General features: G+C 35.3%; 23 protein-coding genes. 21 read left to right on the forward strand and 2 right to left on the reverse strand.

Going from position 1 to position 24,228, the window contains the following annotated elements; translation table 11 throughout:
• Window positions 1-3: 3 nt before the first annotated feature.
• The 21 genes from pgeF (at window position 4) to ACESM9_RS01820 (ending at window position 22,046) form a co-directional block, all read left to right on the forward strand.
• A complete protein-coding gene (gene pgeF / locus ACESM9_RS01720; protein ID WP_372994665.1) occupies window positions 4-819 on the forward strand; it encodes a peptidoglycan editing factor PgeF in 816 nt (271 codons plus the stop codon).
• A 15-nt stretch (window positions 820-834) separates the two neighbouring features.
• Complete coding sequence (locus ACESM9_RS01725; RefSeq protein WP_372994667.1) at window positions 835-1,551, forward strand: response regulator; 717 nt, start codon at window positions 835-837, stop codon at window positions 1,549-1,551.
• Entirely contained in the window at window positions 1,548-3,320 is a 1,773-nt protein-coding gene (gene pnpS / locus ACESM9_RS01730) for a two-component system histidine kinase PnpS (protein ID WP_372994668.1), read from the forward strand. The genes ACESM9_RS01725 and pnpS overlap by 4 nt, the downstream gene beginning before the upstream one ends.
• Before the next feature lie 103 nt (window positions 3,321-3,423).
• On the forward strand, window positions 3,424-4,278 hold the full coding sequence (locus ACESM9_RS01735) for a phosphate ABC transporter substrate-binding protein (RefSeq protein ID WP_372994670.1): 855 nt from the start codon (window positions 3,424-3,426) through the stop codon (window positions 4,276-4,278).
• A 94-nt stretch (window positions 4,279-4,372) separates the two neighbouring features.
• The gene (gene pstC / locus ACESM9_RS01740) at window positions 4,373-5,221 is read left to right on the forward strand and encodes a phosphate ABC transporter permease subunit PstC (RefSeq protein ID WP_372994672.1); all 849 of its coding nucleotides are present in this window, start codon (window positions 4,373-4,375) and stop codon (window positions 5,219-5,221) included.
• A complete protein-coding gene (gene pstA, locus ACESM9_RS01745) occupies window positions 5,214-6,077 on the forward strand; it encodes a phosphate ABC transporter permease PstA (protein ID WP_372994674.1) in 864 nt (287 codons plus the stop codon). Before pstC ends, pstA begins: the two co-directional genes overlap by 8 nt.
• Window positions 6,078-6,084: 7 nt before the next feature.
• Window positions 6,085-6,837 (forward strand): phosphate ABC transporter ATP-binding protein PstB, encoded by a 753-nt coding sequence (gene pstB, locus ACESM9_RS01750; RefSeq protein ID WP_372994676.1) that lies wholly within the window; start codon window positions 6,085-6,087, stop codon window positions 6,835-6,837.
• Window positions 6,838-6,862: 25 nt separating this feature from the next.
• The gene (phoU, locus tag ACESM9_RS01755; protein WP_372994678.1) at window positions 6,863-7,519 is read left to right on the forward strand and encodes a phosphate signaling complex protein PhoU; all 657 of its coding nucleotides are present in this window, start codon (window positions 6,863-6,865) and stop codon (window positions 7,517-7,519) included.
• A gap of 128 nt (window positions 7,520-7,647) precedes the next feature.
• Window positions 7,648-8,967, forward strand: a complete 1,320-nt coding sequence (locus ACESM9_RS01760; RefSeq protein ID WP_372994680.1) for a DUF512 domain-containing protein — start codon at window positions 7,648-7,650, stop codon at window positions 8,965-8,967.
• Between the two features lie 16 nt (window positions 8,968-8,983).
• Window positions 8,984-10,303 carry a ribosome biogenesis GTPase Der gene (der, locus tag ACESM9_RS01765; RefSeq protein WP_372994682.1) on the forward strand — a complete coding sequence of 440 codons (1,320 nt, stop codon included), beginning with the start codon at window positions 8,984-8,986 and terminating at the stop codon, window positions 10,301-10,303.
• Between the two features lie 14 nt (window positions 10,304-10,317).
• Entirely contained in the window at window positions 10,318-10,920 is a 603-nt protein-coding gene (plsY, locus tag ACESM9_RS01770) for a glycerol-3-phosphate 1-O-acyltransferase PlsY (RefSeq protein WP_372994684.1), read from the forward strand.
• Between the two features lie 11 nt (window positions 10,921-10,931).
• Window positions 10,932-11,966 carry an NAD(P)H-dependent glycerol-3-phosphate dehydrogenase gene (locus ACESM9_RS01775; protein ID WP_372994686.1) on the forward strand — a complete coding sequence of 345 codons (1,035 nt, stop codon included), beginning with the start codon at window positions 10,932-10,934 and terminating at the stop codon, window positions 11,964-11,966.
• A gap of 92 nt (window positions 11,967-12,058) precedes the next feature.
• A complete protein-coding gene (spoIVA, locus tag ACESM9_RS01780; RefSeq protein WP_372994688.1) occupies window positions 12,059-13,537 on the forward strand; it encodes a stage IV sporulation protein A in 1,479 nt (492 codons plus the stop codon).
• A gap of 116 nt (window positions 13,538-13,653) precedes the next feature.
• Window positions 13,654-14,586 (forward strand): hypothetical protein, encoded by a 933-nt coding sequence (locus ACESM9_RS01785; protein WP_372994690.1) that lies wholly within the window; start codon window positions 13,654-13,656, stop codon window positions 14,584-14,586.
• Window positions 14,587-14,626: 40 nt separating this feature from the next.
• Window positions 14,627-15,589: an NAD-dependent epimerase/dehydratase family protein gene (locus tag ACESM9_RS01790; protein WP_372994692.1), complete on the forward strand. Its 963-nt coding sequence runs from the start codon at window positions 14,627-14,629 to the stop codon at window positions 15,587-15,589.
• 2 nt (window positions 15,590-15,591) lie between these two features.
• Window positions 15,592-16,665 carry an NAD-dependent epimerase/dehydratase family protein gene (locus tag ACESM9_RS01795; RefSeq protein ID WP_372994694.1) on the forward strand — a complete coding sequence of 358 codons (1,074 nt, stop codon included), beginning with the start codon at window positions 15,592-15,594 and terminating at the stop codon, window positions 16,663-16,665.
• A 21-nt stretch (window positions 16,666-16,686) separates the two neighbouring features.
• Window positions 16,687-17,085 (forward strand): WxcM-like domain-containing protein, encoded by a 399-nt coding sequence (locus ACESM9_RS01800; RefSeq protein WP_372994696.1) that lies wholly within the window; start codon window positions 16,687-16,689, stop codon window positions 17,083-17,085.
• Window positions 17,086-17,122: 37 nt separating this feature from the next.
• On the forward strand, window positions 17,123-17,902 hold the full coding sequence (locus ACESM9_RS01805; RefSeq protein ID WP_372994698.1) for a sugar phosphate nucleotidyltransferase: 780 nt from the start codon (window positions 17,123-17,125) through the stop codon (window positions 17,900-17,902).
• A 147-nt stretch (window positions 17,903-18,049) separates the two neighbouring features.
• Window positions 18,050-18,751, forward strand: coding sequence for a hypothetical protein (locus ACESM9_RS01810; RefSeq protein ID WP_372994700.1), 702 nt, complete (start codon window positions 18,050-18,052; stop codon window positions 18,749-18,751).
• Window positions 18,752-18,768: 17 nt separating this feature from the next.
• On the forward strand, window positions 18,769-20,133 hold the full coding sequence (locus tag ACESM9_RS01815; RefSeq protein WP_372994702.1) for a UDP-glucose dehydrogenase family protein: 1,365 nt from the start codon (window positions 18,769-18,771) through the stop codon (window positions 20,131-20,133).
• Between the two features lie 242 nt (window positions 20,134-20,375).
• Entirely contained in the window at window positions 20,376-22,046 is a 1,671-nt protein-coding gene (locus ACESM9_RS01820) for a peptide ABC transporter substrate-binding protein (protein WP_372994704.1), read from the forward strand.
• Between the two features lie 150 nt (window positions 22,047-22,196).
• On the opposite strand, the gene ACESM9_RS01825 is transcribed toward ACESM9_RS01820, so the two are convergent.
• Window positions 22,197-23,468: a sensor histidine kinase gene (locus ACESM9_RS01825; protein ID WP_372994760.1), complete on the reverse strand. Its 1,272-nt coding sequence runs from the start codon at window positions 23,466-23,468 to the stop codon at window positions 22,197-22,199.
• A 24-nt stretch (window positions 23,469-23,492) separates the two neighbouring features.
• Entirely contained in the window at window positions 23,493-24,218 is a 726-nt protein-coding gene (locus ACESM9_RS01830; RefSeq protein ID WP_372994706.1) for a LytR/AlgR family response regulator transcription factor, read from the reverse strand.
• Window positions 24,219-24,228: the final 10 nt, after the last annotated feature.

A 24,228-nucleotide genomic window follows, 5' to 3' on the forward strand; every position in this document is an offset into this window, starting at 1 on the left:
GAAATGGCATTTAAGATTAATAAGGCAGGAAATTTAATATATCTTACTATCCCCGAATTTTCAGATACGGGGATAGTAAGACATTGTTTTACGACAAAGCAAGGGGGAGTAAGCAAGGGCATTTATGCTTCTTTAAATACTTCTCCTTTTAAAGATGAACCTAAAGAAGTAACCAATAAAAATCTGGATATAATATGCAGCTCAATAGGTGTAGATTATACAAAGCTTGTAATGTCAAAACAAGTTCATGGAGACAATGTATTAGTTGTTGATGAAAACTTCTTAAAAGCGAAATCATCCGATAATCAACCAAGTCAGGGGTATGATGCACTCATAACAGATCTGCCTGAAATTCCGCTTATGACTTTTTATGCAGATTGCGTACCTATCTTTCTACTTGATCCAGTCAATAAAGTAATAGGTCTTGTACATTCAGGGTGGAGAGGTACTGCATTGCATATTGTAGAAAAAACTGTTGAAAAAATGAAGAAAATTTATAACACAAAACCTGAACATCTATTGGCAGCCATTGGTCCTTCAATAGAGAGAGACTGTTTTGAAGTGGATGGAGATACAGCAGAAATATTCAGAAATAGCTTTAGCAACTATGATGAAATTGCTTTAATGAAGGGAAATGGCAAATATCTGATCGATTTATGGTTGGCTAATAAGAAGATGCTCCTGGAGTCAGGGGTAAGACAGCAGAACATCAATGAAAGTCAAATGTGTACCAGATGCAACAGGGAACTCTTCTTTTCACATAGGAGAGATAAGGGTAGAAACGGTAGTATGTCAGCTATTATGGAGCTGAATTGTTAACATGGAGGTAAGATTATGAAAGTACTTGTTATAGAGGATGATTACGGTATCCAAGAACTTTTAAGATATAATCTTAAAAACAACGGATATGAAGTTATTATAGTTGACAATGGCGATGAAGGTTATAATATGGCCCTTAAAGAAATGCCGGATATAATTCTGCTTGATCTTATGATACCTGGTATAGATGGATTAGAAGTATGTAAGAAGATAAGGATGAATGAGCTTATAAGAAATATACCCATTATAATGGTTACAGCAAAGGGTGAGGAATTGGATAAGATATTGGGTCTAGAACTGGGAGCCGATGACTATGTGACTAAGCCTTTCAGTGTCAAAGAGCTTATCGCACGAATAAGAACTGTAATGCGAAGGATGAAAAATGGAGATAAGCCATCTAAAGAGCCTGAAAACACAAACAGAAAAATTGCAATTGGAAATCTTGAAATAGATGAAGATAAACATGAAGTAAGAATCAATGGAAAGAAGATAATACTCACATTGAAAGAATTTGAACTTTTAAAAATAATGGCTGAGAATCCAGGAAGAGTAATGACCAGAGACTTCCTTCTTGATGCTGTATGGGGATATGAATATGGAGGGGAGACCAGAACCATAGATGTTCATGTCAGAAATCTAAGAAAGAAGCTTTGGGGAGATAATGAGGAAGGAATGATACAAACTATAAGAGGTGTAGGTTACAAATTTGAAAATCCAGGTGATTTGAAATGAGCAAAAAGATATTCTTATCTCTACTTTATGTGCTGCTAATAGGTTTTACCATTAGCGGCATATTATCATACGGCACCATCAGGTCTACATACAACAGTGTTGTAGAAGACAAGCTTATATCCAATACTCATTTGGTGGTTGAATTGATTACCGAGCGATTAAAGGGTTATGGTTCTGAAAATATTGATGAATATGTAAAACAAATAAGAGCATATAACGATATTAGAATTACATTAATCGATTCACAGGGCAATGTTCTTGCAGATACCTATGAAGATATATCAAAGATGGATAATCACATAGATAGGCCAGAAGTAAAAAAAGCAATTTCAGGTAACTACAGTACAGAGAGAAGATATAGTGATACTATTAAGGCTGATTATCTGTATTACGCTATAGCAGCTAGATATCAGGATAATGATATAATCATTGTCAGACTATCCATGCCTTTGAATGAAATTGAAATGATTATAAGAAAATATTTATATAATCTATTAATGGCTTTCGTGTTTGGTTTAGTTATAGCTTTGATTATTGGATATATTTCTACAAAAAAAATTGTAAAGCCTTTATCAAAAATTACAGAGACATCAGAAGAAATTGCAAAAGGGAATTTTAGTATTAAGCTGAAGATTAACGGTAATGATGAAATAAGTAAATTAGCGGAGACAATCAACAACATGTCACAACAGCTTCAGTATTACATAAATGGATTAAATACAAGAAACAAGGAAATGGAAGCGATACTTAGCAGCGTTGCAAGCGGGATAATTGCTATAGATAAGGATTATAGAATACTTTTTATAAATGACAATGCTAAAAAGCTATTGGATATACATGATGAAGAATTGACAGAAAGCCATCTCATCTATGTGCTGAGAAATCACTACATTCATGAGTATTTAAGCAATGCCATTGAGAATGAAGCATATAAAGAGACGGAGATTACACTGAATTACCCGGAAGAAAAAATAATTAAGTTATATACAAATCCTATTATTGAAAGTAATGGGTTATATACTATAGGTATTATAATAGTGCTTCAAGATGTGACAAAGATAAGGAAACTGGAAAGAGCAAGAAGTGATTTTGTGGCCAATGTTTCACACGAACTGAAAACTCCATTGACATCTATAAAAGGTTTCATTGAAACATTGAAGGAAGGTGCTATAAAGGAAGAGAATACTGCTTTGAGATTCCTTGATATAATAGAGCATGAAGCTGAGAGGCTTGTTGAGCTCATAGACGGAATTTTATCCCTTTCAGAGTTGGAAGGAAAGAAAGAAAAGGAAACCAAAGAAAGCTTTGAATTAAGTTCAGCCATTGATGATGTAATACTTATGTTTAAATCTAAAGCAGAAAGCAAAGGAATAACAATAGAGAAGGTCATTAAAGAAAACATAGGCTACATATATGGAAATAAAGATCAATTCAAGCAGATGATGATTAACCTTGTTGATAATGCAATTAAATACTCCATGGAAGGTGGAAATGTTACAATCAAAGGGTATCTAGAGGAAAGTAAAAAGGTAATATCAATTGAAGATACAGGTATAGGAATTCCAGAGGAAGATTTGCCAAGAATATTTGAACGATTTTACAGGGTGGATAAGGCCAGATCAAGAACAGGTAAAAGTGGAACAGGACTGGGATTATCCATTGTAAAGCATATTGCTCTAAGCATGGGCGCCGAAATAACTGTAGAAAGCAAAATAGGTAAAGGCACAAAATTTAAAATAAGTTTTTCCAGTACAAAAAAAGGGCTTTGATAGCTCTTTTTTTAGTTTTTACTTAGATTTAACAATATGATAATAGACACTTAACATGACTAGATTAATATAAAGATGTAATAAATTAGAGGAGGGAGAGAAATTGAGAAAAAGTATTAAAAACTTATTAAGTCTGATTCTTGTAATAATAGTTGCATTATCAGGTTGTTCAGGACAAGCAGGTAATCCTGAACAAAAATCAGAAAAAGAGCAAATAGTTGGAACAGAAAAGCAGAGTATTTTAATAAACGGATCTACTTCTGTACAGCCTTTAGCTGAAGAGTTGGCAGCTGCATACAAAGAAATTAATCCAAATGCAATTATAGATATACAATCCGGTGGTTCAGGAGTAGGAATCAAATCAGCAATGGATGGTGTAGTTGATATAGGAATGTCTTCAAGGGAATTAAAAACCGATGAAAAAACTTTGAAAGAATTCAAAATCGCCACTGATGGAATTGCAGTTATATTGAATTCTCAAAATCCTGTAAATGATTTGACTCTCGAACAACTAAGACAAATATATGCAGGGGAAATAACCAACTGGAAAGAAGTTGGTGGAAATGATGCAGCTATAATAGTTGTAACAAGGGAAGAAGGCTCAGGAACCAGAGGAGCATTTACCGAGCTTACTGGTTTAGAACTGGTATTATCCTCGGCTATAACACAAGGTTCTACAGGGGCGGTTATGACTACTATAACAAGTGATGCAAATTCCATAGGATATGCTTCTTATGGAAGTGTAAAGGATAATGCTAATCTAAAACTTATAAGCATCGATGGGGCTGCATGCAATGAAGAAAATATATATGCTGGCAATTATAAGATTTCAAGACCATTCCTCATGGTGACCAAAGAAGAACCAACTGGACTTGCTAAAGACTTTATTGATTTTATTCTGAGTGACAAAGGCCAGCAGATAGTTGAAGAAAACAATTATTTGAAGACTAATAAATAATCAAGAGAAAAATTAATATGGCTAAACTCCTACGACGATTTTAAGTAGGAGTTTTAGACTTGGTTGAACTATTTTTCAGAAGGGAAAGAGATTAATGATATTTCGAGAAAAAATTGTAGAAAAAATACTTCTTTTCTGTGCTGGAATAGCAGTATTGGGAGTTGCAATTATTGGTATATTCATTTTTAGAGAGGGTTGGCCAGTGATAAGTAATACAGGTATAATTGGTTTTGTGCTTGGAAAAGATTGGGCTCCAACCCAGGGGATATATGGAATTTTCCCTATGATTCTTGGTTCTATGTATGTCACTCTAGGAGCCTTAATGATAGGGGTACCTATTGGGATTGGTTGTGCCGTATATCTTGCCGAGATTGCATCTCAAAGACTTTCAACAATTATTAAACCAGGTATTGAGTTATTGGCAGGAATACCTTCAGTAATTTATGGATTATATGGAATGACAGTTATAGTTCCTATCATAAGAGATTTATTTAATAATCAGGGTTTTAGTGTTCTGGCAGGCAGCATAGTTCTAGGTATTATGATACTACCTACCATAATAAACATATCCAAGGATTCTATTGAAGCAGTACCAAAGGAGTACAAGGAAGGTTCTTTAGCTTTGGGATCATCCCATTGGCAGGCAATTATAAAGGTTGTACTTCCTGCAGCCAGATCAGGAATAATCTCATCAATAATATTAGGAATGGGGAGAGCCATAGGAGAAACCATGGCTGTAATAATGATAACAGGCAATAGCACATTGATTCCTGAAAGTATTTTGTCGCCTGTGAGGACTCTTACAGGAAATATTGGAATTGAAATGGGATATGCCAGCGGAGAACATCAAAAAGCATTATTTGCAACAGGTATAGTGTTATTTGTCTTCATTATGGTTTTAAATCTTTTGGCAAAGCTTATACCCAATAAGGTAGGTGAGTAAATTGAATGAGATTAAGAATGTAAGACACTCCAGAATAAAAGAAAGATTGGCTTTTTATTTATTATGCGTATTTTCAATACTGACAATAATTGTTTTGGCGCTTATAGTAAGTGATATCTTAGTAAAAGGGTTGCCACATATAAGCTTTAACTTTTTATTGGAAGAACCAAGGAAAATGGGAAAGGCAGGGGGAATTTTTTCAGTAATAGTATCCACCTTTTATATTGTTGTTTTATCAGTAGTTTTTGCAGCTCCTATAGGTATTGCAGCTTCAGTTTATTTGACTGAGTATGCTAAGGAAGGACCAGTGCTAAGGATTATAAGATATGGAATTGAAGCGCTAGCAGGAGTCCCATCAATAATTTACGGTTTGTTTGGTTACTCATTCTTTGTGGTTTTTCTAGGGCTAAAATACTCCATATTATCAGGAGCATTGACACTAACATTGATGATACTACCTACTATAGTAAGGACATCTGAGGAGGCTATCAAAGCAGTACCAAGCTCCTATAGGGAAGGAAGCTTGGCATTAGGAGCTACAAAGCTCCAGACCATTAGAAAAATTGTAATACCTACTGCTATGCCGGGCATATTGACAGGATTAATTCTGGGTATAGGAAGAGTTGTAGGTGAAAGTGCAGCAGTTATATATACAGCAGGAAGTTCCTTAGGTGTGCCGGATTCTATTTTAAGGCCTGGAAGAACGCTGTCAGTCCATCTTTTTACCTTAGCTTCAGAAGGTTTATCAGCGGAAAATACCTATGCAACTGCAGTAGTACTTATAACTTTGGTGCTTATCATCAACTTTATAGCTAACACATTGATAAATAAAATTTTTATTGCTAGAAGGAGATAGTAAATCAATGGAAAATGTAAGAATAAAAGTGAGAGATGCAAATTTATATTATGGAGATCATCATGCATTAAAAAATATAAGTATAGATATATATGACAAGTCTGTTACTGCTTTAATCGGACCTTCAGGATGCGGAAAGTCAACCTTTCTAAGATGCTTAAATAGAATGAATGATTTGATTCCAAATGTGAAAATAAATGGTGAAATCCAAGTAGCAGGCAACGATGTCAATAGATATGATGTTATTCTCCTGAGGAAAAAAGTTGGAATGGTGTTTCAAAAACCAAACCCTTTTCCCATGTCCATTTACGAAAATATAGCTTATGGACCGAGAATACATGGTATCAAGAGCAAAACCACGCTTGACGATATTGTTGAAAAAAGTTTAAGGGAAGCAGCTTTATGGGAAGAGGTGAAGGATAGGCTAAAATCCGATGCCATTGGCTTGTCAGGAGGTCAGCAACAAAGGCTTTGCATAGCCAGGACCATTGCAGTAGAACCTGAGGTATTGCTTATGGATGAACCCACTTCCGCATTAGATCCTGCCTCAACCATGAAAATTGAAGATCTGATGGAGAATTTAAAGAAGCAATATACTGTTATTATTGTTACACATAACATGCAGCAGGCAGGTAGAATATCAGATTATACAGCTTTTTTCCTTAATGGAGAGATTATAGAATACGACAAGACAGAGAAAATTTTCTATAAACCGAGGGACAAGAGAACAGAGGATTATATAACAGGAAGATTTGGTTAATATTTTCTAGGAGGTATAACAGATAATGACCAGAAACCATTTTGATAATGAATTACAAGAACTCATAAAAGACATGATTAAGATGAGCAGCATTGTAGAGGAAGCATTGTCTGATTCCATTAATGCGTTAAAAAAACAGGACATTGAACTAGCGGATAAAGTAATTGCACTGGATGACCTTGTAGATAGCATGGAATTAGAAATAGAAGATAAATGCTTAAAGCTTATTGCATTGCAGCAGCCTATTGCTAAGGATCTGAGAATAATTGCCACTGCATTGAAGATAATCACGGATTTGGAAAGAATAGCAGATCATGCGGTTGATATAGCAAAGATTACTAAAAGATTATCGGGAGAAAAATATATTAAAGAGCTTATCGATTTACCTAGAATGGCCTATATAGTTACAGGCATGGTAAAGGATAGTATAGATGCTTATGTAAGACAGGATGTGGAAAAAGCCAGAGAAATTTCTAAGAGAGATGATGAAGTGGATGGGCTTCATTCTCAAATTTTCAGAGAGTTGCTTTTACTTATGATGGAGGATCCAAGAAAGATAAATCAAAGCACTTACTTCCTATTCATAAGTCAAAGCATCGAGAGAATAGCAGATCACGTCACTAATGTTTGTGAGTGGATAATATACGCAGTAACAGGTGAGCATGTGGACTTAAACGAATAAACTTTGAGTTAAGCAGGTTTGTTCTTACTAATATACAGACCTGTTTTTTAATTGGTTAAAATAATGTTGTGCTTAATGTTGCCAATGGTTATAATATATTAATAGTACAAAAAGGCAGGAGGAATAGTATGTCGTGCCGCAGTATAAATATCAAAGATGTAAAAAAGGGTAGTATTGCCGATGAACTAGGTATACAAGAAAATGATAAACTTTTAAGCATAAATGGTGAGGAAGTAAATGATATAATAGAGTATAAGTATCTTATAAGCGATGAATTTTTGGTTTTAGAAATAGAAAAAACTGATGGTGAGATATGGGAGCTGGAAATAGAAAAGGATTATGATGAAGATTTGGGACTGGTATTTGAAGGAATAATTGACAAGCCTAAATCCTGTCATAATAAGTGCATCTTCTGTTTTATAGATCAATTGCCAAAGGGTATGAGAAAAACATTGTATTTTAAGGATGATGACACAAGATTGTCATTTCTTCAGGGTAATTTTTTAAGTTTAACCAATATGAAGGATAAGGATATTGATAAGATTATAAGATTCAGGATAAGTCCTATAAATATATCAATCCATACAACAGATATGGAGCTGAGAAAGAAAATGCTTCATAATAAGAATGCTGATAAGTTGTTGGATTATATGAAAAGACTAAAAGATGGAAAAATAGAAATGAAAGGCCAGATAGTTCTTTGCCCGGAAATAAACGATGGAGAGCATCTGGATAAAACTACCAAGGACTTATACGACTATTATCCTGAGCTATGTTGTGTTGCAATTGTGCCGGTAGGACTAACCAAATATAGAGAAGGACTTTTTCCGCTGAAGGAGTACAATGAAAGCACAGCCGGTGTGGTTATAGATCAGGTGGAAGCTATGCAAGAATATTATCTGAAAAGCATAGGCACCAGATTTGTGTTTTTATCTGATGAATTTTATCTTATAGCCAATAGGCCAATACAGCCTTATGATAACTATGAAGGTTTTTCTCAGATAGAGAATGGTGTAGGCATAATTGCTCTTTTCAATGCTGAGCTTAGCAGCTCATTAGAAAGAATTAAAGGATGTCATGGGGTACTAACAGATGGGACCATAGTGACAGGAGAGTATGCTATGCCTATATTGAAGAAGGCTTGTGATAAGATTATGGATAAATTGCCCGGTCTTAATCTTAATGTGATAGGAATAAAGAATGAATTTTTCGGTTCTTCTGTGAAAGTATCTGGACTTGTAACAGGAGGAGATATAATATCTCAACTGAAGGGCAAGACTATTTCTGGGAATGTGTTTATACCTGATAATATGCTGCGTGCTGGTGACCCGGTATTCTTAGATGATTTGACCATAGAGGATATTGAAAAGGAGCTTGGAGTTAGAGTAATTGTATGTAAACAAGATGGCAGCGATCTGGTTGAAAATATTCTTAAATACTGTAGATAGAAATGGAGGTTTTACAATGGCAAAACCTGTTGTGGCTATTGTGGGAAGACCAAATGTAGGCAAATCAACGCTTTTTAATAAAATAGCAGGTAAGAGAATATCCATAGTTGAAGATGTACCAGGAGTTACAAGGGATAGAATTTATGCAGAAGCAGAGTGGCTGGGAAGAACATTTATTATGATTGATACAGGAGGATTGGAGCCTTATTCCCAGGACATTATAATGCAGCAGATGGTGAGACAAGCGGAGATAGCAATAGAAACTGCAAATGTAATAATTTTTGTGGTCGATGGACAGGAGGGTATAACAGCAACAGATCAAGAAGTAGCTAATATGCTGAGAAAGACAAGCAAAAAAGTCATATTAGCATGTAATAAGATTGATTCACCAAAGTATAAGGATAATATATATGAGTTCTATAATTTGGGTATCGGTGAACCAATAGGAATATCTGCAGGCCAAGCCTTAGGTATAGGAGATTTGTTGGATGAAGTAATAAGTGGTTTCCCCCATGAGGATGAGGAGGAATATGATGATTTAACAATAAAGGTAGCATTAGTGGGAAGACCAAATGTAGGTAAATCTTCTATTATAAATAAAATCCTTGGAGAGGATAGAGTAATAGTCAGCAATATTCCAGGTACAACAAGAGATGCTATAGATACTCCTTTTGAAGCAGATGGTCAGAAATATGTATTAATTGATACTGCTGGTATGAGAAAAAAGGGTAGAATTAATGAAGCTATTGAAAGATATAGCGTAATAAGATCTCTCACAGCTATTGAGAGGTCCGATGTATGTATTTTGGTAATTGATGGGGAGACTGGTGTAACAGAGCAGGATAGCAAGATAGCAGGATACATGCATGAACAGGGCAGGGGAGCAATAATTGTTGTAAATAAATGGGACTTAGTAGAAAAAGATGATAAGACCATGAATAGATATAAGGATGATATCATGAAGGAACTGTCATTTATGAACTATGCACCTATAATGTTTGTGTCTGCTTTGACAGGTAAGAGAATTCCTAAAATATTGGAAATGGTAAACTATATTTCAAATCAACATGCTATGAGAATACAAACAGGGTTGCTGAATGATGTTATAAATGAAGCAGTATTGATGAATCAGCCTGCAGTATCAGGGGGCAGAAGATTGAATATACTCTATGCTACCCAGGTTTCTGTAAAGCCTCCTACTTTTGCGATATTCGTTAATGATCCAGAGCTTATGCATTTTTCATATGAAAGGTATTTAGAAAATCAGATAAGAAAATCTTTTGATTTTCAAGGAACGCCCATTAGATTTTTAATAAGAGGAAAAAGCAAACAATAGGGGGATTTAATTAAATGACCATAAAACTGATAATCATTAGTATAATAGCATATTTCTTGGGAAATATTTCTGCATCCTATATAATTGCTAAGTACACAAAGGGAATTGATATAAGAAAGTACGGAAGCGGTAATGCAGGAGCAACTAATGTATTTAGGACCTTAGGTCCTAAAGCGGGTTTGCTTGCTTTTTTGGGAGATGCACTGAAGGGTGCAATTGCTGTAATATTAGGCTACATAACTGGAGGAGAAGATGGACAAATAGCTGCAGGAATTTTCGTTGTGATGGGACATAACTGGCCTATACTATTAGGCTTTAAAGGTGGAAAAGGAATAGCTACAACCATAGGAGCAATGATTGCTATTAATCCCTATATTGTGGCTGCTATAGTTCCCATAGGGATAGTAATAATAATTATAACAAAATATGTTTCATTGGCTTCAGTAATGGGAATGACCCTCTTTCCTATACTTATGCTAATAACTAAGCAGCCTGCAAAGTTGGTACTATTCAGTTTTTTGCTATCAGCAATGGCTATATATAGGCATAGAACAAATATTGTAAAACTTTTAAAAGGTACTGAGTCAAAACTAGGCGAGAAAGCAAAAAAACTTTAGGAGGGATATCATTGAAAAAGGTATCTATTATTGGTTCCGGCAGTTGGGGTACAGCTAATGCTATATCGCTTGCAAGTAAGGGTATAGATGTTAAGTTGTGGGTAAGAAATAAAGAATTATTAGATATAATAAATGAAAAAAGAGAGAATTCAACCTATTTGCCTGGAGCCACACTTCCCAGTAATATTATGGCAACAAATGACTTGGAATACTGCTGCAAAGACTCAGAAATAATTGTATTAGGCACCCCATCCCATGCAGTAAGGGACACTATTGAGAATATCAAAAGGTATATAAAAAAAGACCAATATATAGTTAATCTTGCCAAAGGCATAGAAAATGACAGCTTATGTAGGATGTCAGAAATAATTGAAGAATACCTGCCGGAAAATCCTATAGCAGTACTATCAGGACCTAATCATGCAGAAGAGGTTGCAAAGGATATGCCTTCCGCAACAGTGGTATCATCTAAGTATAAGAGGGTTGCGGAATTCATACAAGATACCTTTATGACGCCGAGGTTTAGAGTATACATAAATCCGGATATAGTAGGTGTTGAATTGGGCGGAGCCTTAAAGAACATAATAGCTTTGGGAGCGGGCATTTCAGATGGATTGGGTTTCGGAGACAATACAAAAACTGCTCTAATGACCAGGGGTATTGTAGAGATTGCCAGGCTTGGTGTAGCCATGGGGGCTAGACAAAGTACTTTTAGCGGACTATCTGGGGTAGGAGATTTAATAGTAACATGCACTAGCATGCACAGCAGGAATAGAAGAGCTGGTATAGCTATAGGCCAGGGAAAAACACTGGAAGAAGTGTTAAAATCCACAAAGATGGTTATTGAAGGAGTGCGAACCACTAAATCTGCCTACCACCTGGCAAAAAAATTTTCTATAGAAATGCCAATAACCCAAGAGATATATGAGGTATTATATGAAGGCAGTGATGTAAAGAAATCAGTAATAAAACTGATGACAAGGAATAAGACTCATGAAATAGAAGATTTGTTAGAAACAGAAACAGTAGGTTGGAAAGATGCTTAATAGGCATCTTTTTTTGTAATATTCTTATCTACTTGACATATATATATAATGCAATATTTGAAGGTTATAATCCTTTGAGAGGGGGTAAAAATGTGGAAGAATTTGATTTATATCGGAATATTGCCGAAAGAACCGAAGGAAGCATATACATAGGCGTTGTAGGCCCGGTACGCACAGGTAAATCCACCTTTATCAAGAGATTCATGGATTTGCTTGTTATACCGAATATAGAAAATGAATACAAAAGAGACAGGACAAAGGATGAACTGCCCCAGAGTGCTAATGGAAGGACAATAATGACCACTGAGCCCAAGTTTGTACCAAACGAAGCAGTTGAAATGACTCTTGAAAGCAATGCAAAATTCAAAGTTAGACTTGTAGACTGTGTAGGATATCTTGTTGAAGGTGCAATGGGACATCTGGAGGATGGAAACCCCAGAATGGTTAATACCCCTTGGTTTGATAATGTAATTCCTTTTGAAGATGCTGCTGAAATAGGTACAAAAAAGGTAATAAATGAGCATTCTACTATTGGGTTGGTAGTTACAACAGATGGAACTATTACAGATATTCCAAGGAGAAATTATATACAGGCTGAAGAAAGAGTGATAGAGGAGCTGAAGCAGATAAATAAACCTTTTGTAATATTACTAAATTCAGCAAATCCTCACAGCCAGGAAGCAGAAGAATTAAGGGAATCATTAGAGTCCAAGTATGAGACTCCGGTACTTCTAGTAGATTGTCTTAACATGGAAATGAGAGATATAAACAATATATTATCTAAAGTATTATTTGAATTCCCGATAAGAGAATTGAACTATCATATGCCGAGATGGATAGATTCTTTGGAAAATGATCACTGGCTGAAAAAAGAGATTGTAGATGGAATCGTAAATAGTACAAAGGATATTTACCGAATCAGAGAGGTTGCTTCCTCTACCGAAAGCCTATCAGCCATTGAAAATCTGGAAAGTGCCAGTGTTAGAGACATGGATTTGGCCAAGGGAACTGCAGATATTAAGTTCGATCTAAAGGAAGGATTATTCTATCGTATACTGGGAGAGGTATCCGGATACGGAATAGAAGGAGATTATCAGCTTGTTTCCTTAATGAGGGAACTCTCAAATGCTAAAAAAGAATATGACAAGATTAAAGATGCTATAAGGGATGTAAAAGAAATAGGCTATGGAGTCGTAGCCCCTTCCGTAGACGAGATAAAGCTGGAAGAGCCGGAAATTGTAAAACATGGAGGAAGATTCGGAGTAAGACTTCGTGCCAGTGCCCCATCATTGCATATCATAAAAACAAATATTGAGACAGAGGTATCTCCAATAGTAGGTACTGAAAAACAAAGTGAAGAGTTCATAAGATATTTCATGGATGAGTTTGAAAGCAATCCAGAAAGAATATGGGAAACAAATGTATTCGGAAAACCATTATATGATATGGTGAAGGAAGAACTCCAAAGCAAATTATACAAGATGCCTGATGATATTCAAGGTAAAATGCAGCTGACTTTAGAAAAGATAGTAAATGACACAAAAGGAAGTATAATCTGCATAATAATATAACTAATTTTATTAAAAAGCTCGGTTTCGGGCTTTTTGCTTTTTTAGTAACAATTCATTGCAATTTCCCATATTTTAAACAAGGAGCATATTTAAATAGATCAATGGGTGGTGGCAAAATGCATAATTATTGTTCCATTGCGAGCAGGGAATATATTCATAAAATATTGCTTCTATATGATTCTTTATTAGAACATGACAATAATTTTAGATTTTTTATCATATGCATGAGCAAAGAGACAAAAGCACTTCTAAATGATTTGAAATTAGAGAAGGCAGTACTTTTAACAATAGATCAAATAGAGAGAACAGATACCCAACTTGCAGCAGTAAAGTCACAGCGAAATGAAAAGGAGTATGCCTGGACTTCAAAAGCCTCAGTATTTTTGTACTTGTTTAGAAACTACTCTGATGTTGAGCATCTGTTATGGTTGGATGGAGATATAGTTTTCTATTCATCTCCTGAGCCAATATTCCAAGAACTTAAACAATGCTCCCTATTATTAACCCGGGAAAGATTTAAGGGGGAAAATAAAAAGCTGGATAATGTGTACGGTATATATAACACAGGGCTGATGGGCTTAAAACGAGATAAGGAGGCTATGGGTTTTATTAAATGGTATAGAAGAAAATGTCTTGAATGGTGCTACGACCAGGTTACTCCAAGCAGGTTTGGGGATCAGAAATATCTAGAGGTAATAGGTAAAAGAAATACAGGTATATATATTTCAAAATCAAAAACAACTAATGCCGCAATGTGGAATATGGAAGATTCAAGAATAGAGACCTCAGAGGGGCAGGTTTATATTGATGGGAAAAAACTTATATTTTATCATTTCAGCAGTTTCTTCATTCTCAGTGAGAACGAATTTGATTTATGGATGTGGGAGCAGCCTAAGCTGGATGAAAAAATAAAAGAAGCAGTATATTTCCCATATGTAAAGGCAATAAAAGGCGCTATTGAATTGATGAAAACAAAAGAAAAAGATATATCACAATTCATATCAAAGTATTATGACAGAGAGGCTGCAGGCAATTACTTGATTATGTAAACATCTTACTACTATAACTGGAATTTTGGGGGAGTTAGCTTTGAATTTTTATGACGGTAAAAGAGTCTTGATAACCGGAGCCAACGGATTCTTAGGCTCTCATATTTTAGAAAGAATGATAGAGTATAATGCAGAATTGTCCATAATTCTGCGGGAAAGCTCTGATTTGTGGAGGATAGAAAAACAACTGGGTAATTTTAATATATATTATGCAGATATAAGGGATTTAGATGCTGTAAGCAGTTGTATAAGCAAGATTAAGCCAGAAATAGTTTTTCATATGGCAGCCTACGGAGTTGATTCCAGAAAAAACAACATATATGAAGCTATTGGTATAAATATTCTTGGTACTGTGAACTTGCTTCATGCAGTTAGTAAAACCGGGTGTGAAAAATTTATTAACACCGGGACAAGTATGCAGTACGGAAATAAAGAAGGAACGGTTAATGAGGATGCCAATTACACGCCTAACAATATCTACGGAAGTACAAAAGCAGCTTCAACCATACTTGCTCATCAAATAGCCGATGATATGGATATAGATATAACAACTATTATACCCTTTGGAGTCTTTGGGGAGAAAGAAGGAAGCCACAAATTTTTTCCAGAAGTCATATTATCCATTCTCAATCATAGAGAGGTAAATCTGACTCCCTGCCTTCAGCAAAGAGATTATTGCTATGTTGAGAATATAATTGATGGCTTTCTGATGGCAGCAAAGACAAACAAGACACGAGGAATGACTCTGAATATAGGTAGTGGAAAGACCTTTCCTTTAAAATACTATGTTGAGTTAATAATTGAAAAAATGAATATGGATGCAAAGATAAACTATGGTGCATTGGAATACAGAAAAAATGATTTGTGGAATCCTCAGGTTAATATTGAAAAGATAAAGGACGCTATCAATTGGTATCCTGAAGTATCTATTGAAGAAGGCATTGAGAGAACAATTGACTGGTTTAAAGACAATTATCATTATTATGATGTAAGAGGGAGATAGCTTTGGAAATTATAGATATCATTTCTAAAGATATGGAGAGGATATATGAAAGTACAAAGGAGTGTATTACTAATACAGGTGGGCATACATGGCTTATTACCGGAAGCGGAGGATTTATAGGATCTTATTTTCTTGACTTTATTGATTATTGTAACAAATATGTTTTTTCTACACCGGATAAGGTTATTTGTATAGACAACTATAAGACGAGTTCCATGAACAGAATTATGCATTTATTAGACAATGACAATTTTCAATTTATAAACAAGGACATATCAAAACCCATAGAAGTTTCACAAAATATTGATTATATTGTTCATGCTGCTAGTATTGCTTCTCCAACTTTTTATAGGATGTACCCTATTGAGACTATAGAAGTAAATGTATGGGGACTCAAAAATTTACTTGATATTGCAAAAGCAAAGAGCATTAAAAGCATGCTTTATCTTTCTACCAGCGAAATATACGGAGATCCGGATTCAGCAAACATACCTACCAGTGAAACTTATAATGGCAATGTATCATGTATAGGTCCCAGGGCATGCTATGATGAATCAAAAAGATTGGGAGAAACTCTATGTGTAAATTATTGGAAGCAGTATAGAGTTCCTGTAAAAATAGCAAGGCCTTTCAATGTATATGGCCCTGGTTTAAGAATTGATGATAAGAGAGTTATACCTGATTTTTTTAAAGGGGCTCTTTATAACAGAAGAATAGAAATTTTAAGCGATGGCAGGCCTACAAGAAGCTTTTGCTATATAAGCGATGCTATTGCCGGGTTTATAAAAATCTTGATGTCGGAGTATAATGGAGAAGTTTTTAATATTGGCAATGACGAGATAGAAATAAATATGAAACAATTGGCAGAAAAAATTGCTGAAATCGTTGAAAAAGTAACAGTTATATATAATGAAAGCAGTGACAAGGAGTATCTTACAGACAATCCTCAGAGAAGATGCCCGGATCTGAAAAAAGCAAGAACTCTCATAAACTACAATCCCTCTGTTAATTTGGAAGCTGGTTTAAGAAGGCTTATGGATTGGTACAAAAGTATACTGGAAATTGATTGTATTTAGCCGCTGGGAGGCATGAATACCATGAGCGCGAGGTTAATATCAATAACTCCCTTTGAAGATTTCAGAGGAAGTTTGAAAAAAATATTAAAAAAAAGCAATATAGAGAAAGACCTTGATATCGAGGAAGCTTATGTATTATACAGCAAAAAAGGTGCAATAAGAGGGAACCATTATCACAAAGAAACCACAGAATACTTCTGTGTGCTAAAAGGCAGCGTAAAGTTTGCAACGAAAGTGGTCGGGAAAGAGCATATTGAAGAAATATCCATTGATGAAGGAGATAATATAGTAGTCGAAGTGCCTCCGCTTACTGCCTATGCAATAATAAATGAAAAAGATGAAAAAGCTATAATATTGGTTTTATCTACTAAGGAATATGATGAAAACTATAATGACACATATAAGATGGTTCTGTACTAATATGTATTAGAAGATGTAGACTGCAGGAGGTGAACATATGAAAGTAGTCATTCTATGCGGAGGTAAGGGGACCAGAATAAGAGAAATATCTGAAGATGTTCCGAAGCCGCTGATAAATATAGATGGCCGTCCCATAGTATGGCATATTATGAATATATACTATCATTATGGTTTTGATGATTTCATATTACCTATAGGTTATAAGGGACAGAAGATAAAGGAGTACTTTATGGACAGTCCATGGAAGAATAATGATATGATTATTGACAACAGAGAAGGTGACTTCAAAATCACTCTTCTTAGAGGCTTAGATAAATGGAGAATAACCTTTATAGATACTGGAGAAGAAACAATGACAGGCAGCAGGATAAAAAGAATTGAACCATTTATTGAAGAAAACGAATTCATGCTCACATATGGAGATGGAGTGGCAGATATCGATATAAAAAAACTCCTGAAATTCCATAGAGAAAAGGGCAAGATTGCAACTATGACAGGCATAAAAGCCAAGAGTCAGTATGGCATATTAGAAGTATCAGACGGTATAGCTCAAAGATTCGTGGAAAAACCTAAAACAGATCAAATAGTAAATGGTGGTTTTTTTGTTTTAAACAAAGAAATATTCAAATATATTGATGATGATGGAGGCAAATGCGTCCTAGAGAAGGAGCCCTTGGAAAAGCTTGTGGAGGATAAACAGTTGGCAGTTTATTTACACCTGGGCTTCTGGACTGCTATAGATACCTATAAGGATTATGTAGAGCTCAATGAAAATTGGGATTATATAAAGAATAAATTATATGGAAATAAGGGCTGAGATTATGGATGTAGCATTATGCACAATTATTTCAAAAATAAGAGTTCATCAGTTTTTAGCACTTTATGAATCACTAGTAAACAACAAAATAGATGGACAATTATTTGTATTTTGTGTAGATAAAGAGTCTTATGATTGCTTAATAAAATGAGCATTTCAAAAGCCGTAATTATAGATTTTTCTGAGCTTGAAGATAAAACTTTAACTAAAATCAAAAAAGAAAGGGAGCTTTATGAGTATTGTTGGACAATAAAACCTGTTGTAGTGGAATATATATTCGACAAATACCCGGGAATCAATAAAATAATATATATGGATAGCGATATATATTACTTTTCAGACCCTATAAGCATTATCAATAGAATAAAGAAATGGTCTGTGATAGTGACTACACATAAAAGTTCGAAAAAAGTAAATGGAGGATTTGTATGTTTCAAAAGAGATAAAATTGGCTTAGATGCTCTTAAATGGTGGAAGGAACAGTGTATAGATTGGTGTTATGCCTATTATGATAATGGAAAATTCGGTGATCAAGGCCATCTTGATAAACTAAAAAAACACTACAAGAATATTTATTATCTGGAGCATCCAGGTATTAACCTAGCATCTTGGAATGATTTTCTATTTGAGATAAAGATTTATGACAACAGGGTACATGTTAACAATACCCGATTGGTGTTTTATCACTTCAGTGGCCTTAGAATGATAAACAAAAAAGACTATATAATGCTTTGGAAGTTTGATCCAAAGAGTTACGTGTATGAACACTATATAAATGTATTAAGAAAAAAGATTGAAGAGATTGAAAAAATCTCTCCTGGCTTTACAGATAATATTTTTTATAATTAGAAGACAGGGGTATGGACATGAAAATATCAATTATTGGAACTGGTTATGTAGGGTTGGTTACAGGAGTTTGTCTAGCAAAAAAAGGGCACAATGTCATCTGTGTCGATAGAGTAGAAAGTATAATAAATAGTATTAACAGTGGTATCGCGCCTATTTTTGAAAAACATCTGGAAGACCTTCTTTTGGAGGTTATTAGAGATAAGCTGACAGCCACATCTGATGTAGGGTATGCAGTTGAAAATTCAGAGGTATCCATAATTGCAGTGGGGACTCCTTTTTCAGAGGGCAATATAGATTTGAAAAATGTAAAGGAAGCTGCCTATGATATAGGAGTGATTTTAAAGAAGAAAAAGGATTATCATGTAGTTTGCGTAAAGAGTACAGTAATACCTACAACTACGGATACCATGATTCTGAAGACTTTAGAAGAGGCATCTGGAAAGAAGTTGGGTGAGTTCGGTCTTGTGATGAATCCGGAGTTTCTAAGAGAAGGAAATGCTGTTGAGGATTTTATGAATCCGGACAGGATAATAATAGGTGCAATGGATGATAAAAGCTTTGAAGTGTTCAGTAAAATATATAAATCTCATTTTGATGCACCCATTGTTAAAACAAATTCCAGGACTGCTGAAATGATTAAATATACTTCCAATGCTTTACTGGCAGCTTTGATTTCCTTTTCCAATGAAATTGCTGCTATTTCTGAGGAAATTGGAGATACTGATGCTTTAGAAGTCTTAGAAGGGGTCCACATGGATAGACGTTTATCTTTAATTGTTGAAGGAAAAATCACGATGCCTGGTATAATAAAATATTTGAAGCCAAGTCGCGGCTTTGGAGGAAGCTGTTTTCCTAAGGATGTAAAATCTCTTATTGCATTTTCAGAAAAACTGGGTTATAAGCCTAAAATATTGAAGTCCGTAATTGAAGTAAATGAGTCTCAGATAGAAAGGCTAGTATTGAAGCTGAAAGACGAGATTGGAGAAATCAGGGATAAGACAATAGCTATATTAGGATTGGCTTTCAAAGCCGGAACTGATGACATAAGGGAATCTCAATCTATTAAACTCATTAGAAGACTTATCAAAGAAGGTGCAGTATTAAAATGTTATGATCCTATAGCCATTGAGAATGCAAAAAAAGAGCTAGAAGAACAAGCAAATTTAGAGTTTTATAGTAATTATGAAAATACTTTGCTAAATGCAGATGCAGCTTTAATAATGACAGATTGGGATACAATTGCAAATATTAGTATTGATGTATTTAAGAAATTAATGAAGAATCCTGTTATAATTGATGGCTGCAGAATATTAATCAAAAATAACATAAAAGAACAGAAAACAAAGTATAGAGGTATAGGGTTGAGAATGATAGAAAAATAACATTAAAATTTTCAAATAAACTGAATATTTAGAAGGTAAAATTAATTTTATATAGAATATATATAATAACAAATATATATCAATACAAACATTTGGGGCTTCATGTCACTACTACTTTGTTAATCATACTAACGTTAACAAAATCTAGTAGAAAATGATATTATTTTCTGCTGGATTTTTTGTTTTATAACTCACTTATAAATATTCATAATAATGTACTATTAGAGGAGGAGGAATATAAAATGAGAAGAAGACATTTTTTAATGACCATGTCTATGTTGATTATCATCAGTCTTTTGTTTGCTGCATGTGCACCTAAAGCAAGCGGGACTGGAGGCACAGAATCAGAAGGTGCACAGCAAGAGAAAAAAGAAATGGTGCTGAGTTTCAGTCTTGATGCTGAACCCCCACAATTGGATCCTCAAAAAGGCAGTGATTTGACATCTATTTTTGTACTAGGCCATGTTTTAGAAGGATTGACAAGAGTCTATGACGGTAAAATCCAGCCCGGCATGGCAGAAAGCTGGGAAGTGTCTCCAGATGGTCTTGTTTATACCTTCCACTTAAGGGATGCTAAATGGAGTGATGGAGTAGCAGTTACTGCACAGGATTTTGAATACAGCATCCTAAGACTTCTTGACCCAAATACTGCCGGTGCCTATTCAGAAATAATGGGTTTCTTAATCAAAAACGGTGAGAAGTTCTATAAAGGTGAAGTAGATAAAAGTGAAGTAGGCCTAAAAGCTATAGACGAAAAAACTTTGGAAATTACTTTGGAAGCTCCAACAGGATATTTCCTAAGAGTTTTAGGATTCTTGCCTTATTGGCCATCCCGCAGTGATATAGTAGATAAGTTTGGTGAGGCATTTTCCTCTGAAGCTGATAAAATGGTTTATAATGGACCCTTTATCATGAAAGAATGGAAACATGAAGAAGCCATTGTTTTAGCAAAAAACGAAAATTATTGGGATAAAGATAAGATTAAGGCTGATATCATAAATGTTTATATAGTTCCAGATCCAAAGACAGCTATAAATATGTTTGAAACTGGAGAAATCCTTGCTGCTAACATACCTGCAGATATGACCGAGCTTTATGTACAAAACGGCACCGCCAAATTCTTCCCAGCTGGTGGCTCATATTATCTGCAATTTAACTTTAATCATAAAGATGGACAAATGGGAAAGATACTTAGCAACAAGAACTTTAGAAAGGCAATATCCTATGCATTGGATAGAGAGAATTTTGCTAAGGCAGTAGCGAAGAATGGCGCATTGCCAGCGACGAGATTTGTTCCGCCTACAGTCTCAGGTGTAAATGACAAGTATACCGAAGAATATCCATATGCTCCACTTAATCTTCAGATAGATGAAGCAAAGGCTAAGGAACATCTGGAATTGGCACTGAAGGAATTAAACATGACACATGAACAATTGCCTATCTTCAAGCTTTTGACCAGAGATGATGCAGTGAGAAGAACACATATGGAAGCAGTCCAGGATATGCTTAGCAAGACATTAGGAATAAAAACTGATATTGTACAGGTGCCAAAGAAGCAATTCTTCCAGTTATGCGATGACAGTGATTTTGACATCAGCTACAGCAACTGGTATCCGGATTATGACGATCCTATGACATATATCGATGTATTCATGACTGGAAACGGAGTTAACAGAGGAAGATATAGCAATCCAGCATATGATGATGCTGTTAAAACCGCTAAATTGACTCCTGACTTAAAGCTCAGAGGAGAAAAGCTCTTTGAAGCAGAAAAGATTTTGCTTGAGGATCTTCCAATAATTCCTATGTATTGGGATTCAACTGCATATGTACAATCCGACAAACTGGTAAATTATATAAGATCAATGGTCGGAGCCGATCCAGATCTTATCTACACATATATCGAAGAATAAATAAAAAGAAGCTCGGTTAGCCATGCTCCCATAGAGAAACGTTTTAAAAGAGGCTAATGGAGGGTATATATTGGCAGTCAGTGAGTTTTCGCTGTCTGCCAATTGCTTTTTTATGTTACCTCAAACCAGTTCTCAAAAGTCAATTAAGAGTTATACAGTAGCCTGAAAAACAAACAATCCGTCCTTGAACGAAAACTGATATACACCACCATGTTTTTCCACGATATGAGCCATGCTTTTGGTACCGTAGCCATGCCCTTGTTCTTTCGATACTGGGAGACCCTGATGGAATATGGGTTGAGTCTGATAGCTGTTGCGAATGTCAATGCACAACTTATTATTCTTTGAATACATACGCAGCTTGATATACCGTTTATTTTTGTATTCTATATTTTTACAGGCATGTATGGCGTTTTCCAAAGCGTTTGACAATAGTGAACAAAGCTCAGTATCACTGAAAGGCAGCAAGTCAGGCAGCTTCACATCTACCGTCAGAATGATTTCCGATTGTTTTGCTTTGGAGGCGAAAGAGGATATGATCAGATTTACGGTCTCGTTTTCGCAATAACGTATGGGTGTGATGGAGTCCATGTCGGACTTAGCAGTCTGCAGATACTCTTTGATTTCATTTGTAAGTCCCTTGGATGCTAGCCCCTGTAAAAGTGCTAGATGGTGGCGCATATCGTGCCTATAGGCAGCGGCATTCTGATGAACCTTGCGTAAAGATTCAAGTTCTATTTGTGCCTGCCTAAACTGTGTATTCAACATATCCCTCTCTCTTTGAAAATCTGCCTGTTTTTGAGTTTCTATGTAATAAAGGATCACAAAAACAAAATAGAATACAGATATTGTTGAGGGCATGAATTGAACTGCCCATTCTGCTCCATTGTATAGCACATCGGTATAAATGGTGGTAACATAATCAAAAATGTAGTAAAAAAGAGGTACACCGCCTAATAGTAGGCATGACTTTGGGGATTTAACCATAAGCTGCCTAATGGATCCAACAACATATTTTTCCAGTATAAAGTATGCTAGAAACACTGCCCCAACATAAAAAGCGTGGTCTGCAATTTTGCTGCCTAAGGCGGCTCCCGCAAGGAAGCCGATCCATCGAGGCACTTGACAGCACAGATAAGCGGTAAGCACGCTGATAGCGGATATGTGCCATGGACACTTATAATATATGGATAAAATAACTATCATCGGTAGATGGATGATCAGCGGATACAGTTTTGCTGTCAAATCCAAGCCCAAAGTCCACCAGCTGATGAATTGAATAAAAAGAAAAAATGCACATAAAAAGCTTATTATAAACATGTTCTTCCGCGTGGATTCTATTCCAGCTAAGAGAACCGACACCATCACGCCAAAAATCAGAGAAAATCCAAATCTTATTAGTCCAATAACAGTTACCATAATTCTTTAACATCTCCAACCATTCGTTTATTCCTCCTCCATTTGATAAGCAAGGTACTGCTCTTTAATTTCTTTTGCCTTGCCCTGTGCAATAGGAATAGAGGTAAGTGTCTGTAAAGTCAATTGTCTATTTTCAATGGTATCCACATACTGCATATTCACAATGAATGAGCGATGAGTTTTGATAAACTGTCTATATTTCAGAAGATTATCGCAGACAGAGGAAAAGGATTCTATGCATTCGATAACTCTGCCTGATTGCAGGTGATAAAAAACACTTCTGCCAATGACCTCGACAAAAACCAAATTTGAGGTCAGTATTTTTTGAATTCCCTCATTGCTCTTTACGACAATTGCATCTTCATTTTTCTCTAATCTTATCCGTTCCAATATATCGTCAAAGGTGAAAAAAAATTTCTCTTTCGATATGGGTTTCAGTACATAGTTGATTGCTTTCACTGAATAGCTTTCCAAAGCAAACTCGGGCGAAGTAGTAAAGAATATAATAGGCGCGGTTTTGTCATAACTACGGATTTCTTTCGCTACATCAATGCCAGTAAAGCCCGGCATAATAATATCAAGACAGTATATATCAAATCGCTTTCTTTTTTCCAAGGCTGAAACCAGCTCAAATCCATTTGAAAAGACTGCATACTCGCAACTAAAATGTCTTTCTGCTCGATATTGGTTTATGAGTTGAACGATATTGGATAGCTCGTCTATATTGTCGTCGCAAACTGCAATCTGTAACATAAACATTCCT

The sequence above is a fragment of the Lutispora sp. genome, from assembly GCF_041687175.1.
Taxonomy (GTDB): domain Bacteria; phylum Bacillota; class Clostridia; order Lutisporales; family Lutisporaceae; genus Lutispora.

Coding starts and splice junctions, on each gene's coding strand:
- pnpS (WP_372994668.1), top strand. CDS start 1,548: ATGAGCAAAAAGATATTCTTATCTCTACTTTATGTGCTGCTAATAGGT.
- ACESM9_RS01810 (WP_372994700.1), top strand. CDS start 18,050: ATGAGCATTTCAAAAGCCGTAATTATAGATTTTTCTGAGCTTGAAGAT.
- ACESM9_RS01815 (WP_372994702.1), top strand. CDS start 18,769: ATGAAAATATCAATTATTGGAACTGGTTATGTAGGGTTGGTTACAGGA.
- ACESM9_RS01785 (WP_372994690.1), top strand. CDS start 13,654: ATGCATAATTATTGTTCCATTGCGAGCAGGGAATATATTCATAAAATA.
- der (WP_372994682.1), top strand. CDS start 8,984: ATGGCAAAACCTGTTGTGGCTATTGTGGGAAGACCAAATGTAGGCAAA.
- ACESM9_RS01830 (WP_372994706.1), bottom strand. CDS start 24,218: ATGTTACAGATTGCAGTTTGCGACGACAATATAGACGAGCTATCCAAT.
- ACESM9_RS01800 (WP_372994696.1), top strand. CDS start 16,687: ATGAGCGCGAGGTTAATATCAATAACTCCCTTTGAAGATTTCAGAGGA.
- ACESM9_RS01805 (WP_372994698.1), top strand. CDS start 17,123: ATGAAAGTAGTCATTCTATGCGGAGGTAAGGGGACCAGAATAAGAGAA.
- ACESM9_RS01820 (WP_372994704.1), top strand. CDS start 20,376: ATGAGAAGAAGACATTTTTTAATGACCATGTCTATGTTGATTATCATC.
- pstB (WP_372994676.1), top strand. CDS start 6,085: ATGGAAAATGTAAGAATAAAAGTGAGAGATGCAAATTTATATTATGGA.
- ACESM9_RS01725 (WP_372994667.1), top strand. CDS start 835: ATGAAAGTACTTGTTATAGAGGATGATTACGGTATCCAAGAACTTTTA.
- plsY (WP_372994684.1), top strand. CDS start 10,318: ATGACCATAAAACTGATAATCATTAGTATAATAGCATATTTCTTGGGA.
- pgeF (WP_372994665.1), top strand. CDS start 4: ATGGCATTTAAGATTAATAAGGCAGGAAATTTAATATATCTTACTATC.
- pstC (WP_372994672.1), top strand. CDS start 4,373: ATGATATTTCGAGAAAAAATTGTAGAAAAAATACTTCTTTTCTGTGCT.
- phoU (WP_372994678.1), top strand. CDS start 6,863: ATGACCAGAAACCATTTTGATAATGAATTACAAGAACTCATAAAAGAC.
- ACESM9_RS01760 (WP_372994680.1), top strand. CDS start 7,648: ATGTCGTGCCGCAGTATAAATATCAAAGATGTAAAAAAGGGTAGTATT.